Source organism: Paenibacillus sp. J2L1-98 (assembly GCF_056269405.1).
The window spans coordinates 1-1,482 of record NZ_JBWDNW010000059.1; the positions used below are offsets into that span (position 1 = coordinate 1).

Here is a 1,482-nt window from a genome sequence, read left to right on the forward strand (position 1 = left end):
GAGTTGAACGACAGGGCGCGGGCGATCTCGACCATTTGCTGCTCAGCTACACTAAGCGTAGAAACGCTCACTTTAGGGTTTAGCGTGGAGCCGATGGAACGCAGAATGACTTCCGCTTTCTCATAGATTTCACTCCATTTGACAAGCCCCATGCGGTTCTTTGGAAATTTCGTTCCCATTAAGATGTTTTCGCCGATGGACAGATTCGGTGACAAACTGATCTCTTGATGAATAACGCTGATCCCTTGGTCTCTGGCTTCCATCGGATTGTTCCAATGAACCTCCTGGCCCCTGTACAGCGTAGTTCCGGAATCCGGCTTATGAACGCCGGCCATAATTTTCATTAACGTCGATTTACCGGCACCGTTCTCTCCCATAAGCGCATGCACTTCGCCCTTGTACAAATCCAGATGGACCTGATGAAGCACATGTACGCCGGAAAATGATTTTCGGATGCCTTCCAATTTCATAATGGGCGTTTTCGCAGCAACTATTTCATCATCCGCAATTCTCTCTTTTAACGTTTCCATCCTGCCACTCCCTGCTACAATGTCAATTCAAGCCGCTTGCGTTGATGTTAAAGAGAACAAGACGAGCTCCCGTAGTCGGGAACCCATCTTGTCGCTTGTATTACCAGCCTTTGTAAGAGCTGACATTGTCCTGTGTAATCAGTTCAGTAGGAATCAATACTTGCGGTTCCACTTTCTCGCCTTTGATAACTTTCAGCGCCAGTTCAACGCCTTGAATAGCCATTTGGTTCGGGAATTGTGCGGATGTTGCGGCATAGCTTTTCTTTTCTTTCAACGCATCGGCAGCGCCTGGTGCGCCGTCAACGCCGACGATAAAGAACTCGCCTGAGCGGTTTGCTTGTTCCTGAGCGATTTTAACGCCTACGCCTTCTTCATCGTTGATGCAGAATACGGCATCGATTTTGCTGTTCGCCTGCAAAATGCTTTCCATCAAACCGAGCGCTTTCTCGCGGTTTCCTTCGCCGTTCTGTTTAGCTACGACTTTAATGTCCGGATATTTCGCCATTACTTCTTCAAAGCCTTTGATGCGGTCCGTTACTGCGGATACCGGTGGTCCGTCGATGACAACGATATTGCCTTTACCTTTCAAACGGTCAGCCAAGTACTCTCCCGCCAAACGGCCTGCTTGCACATTGTCGGACATGACTACCGAATCGATGCCGCCCTCGGCGCTTCCGTCGAGCGCAATTACCGGAATGCCTGCAGCTTTTGCTTGTGCTACGGCGCCTGCAATCCCTTTGGAATCAAACGGGCTGAGGAGAATCAAATCTACTTGCTGCGTAATAAAATCTTCAAATTGCTGCGTTTGTTTCGCAAGGTCGTGTTCTGCCGCTACAACCGTTACTTCGGCATTGTATTTTGCAGCTACTTCTTGCGCGCCTTTGGACATCGCTACGAAGAACGGGTTGCCAAGCGTCGGAACCGTTAAACCGATTTTAAGCTTCTTCTCTTC

Annotated in this window: 2 protein-coding genes; both read right to left on the reverse strand. The window is 49.1% G+C overall.

All coding sequences use genetic code 11. The features are described from left to right. Positions 1-530: ATP-binding cassette domain-containing protein (locus tag AC0YNZ_RS31355; protein WP_475830271.1), on the reverse strand; the 530-nt coding region annotated here is incomplete at its 3' end. A gap of 100 nt (positions 531-630) precedes the next feature. Then, positions 631-1,482, reverse strand: an 852-nt coding sequence (locus tag AC0YNZ_RS31360) for an ABC transporter substrate-binding protein (RefSeq protein ID WP_475830272.1), incomplete at its 5' end; no start/stop codon positions are given.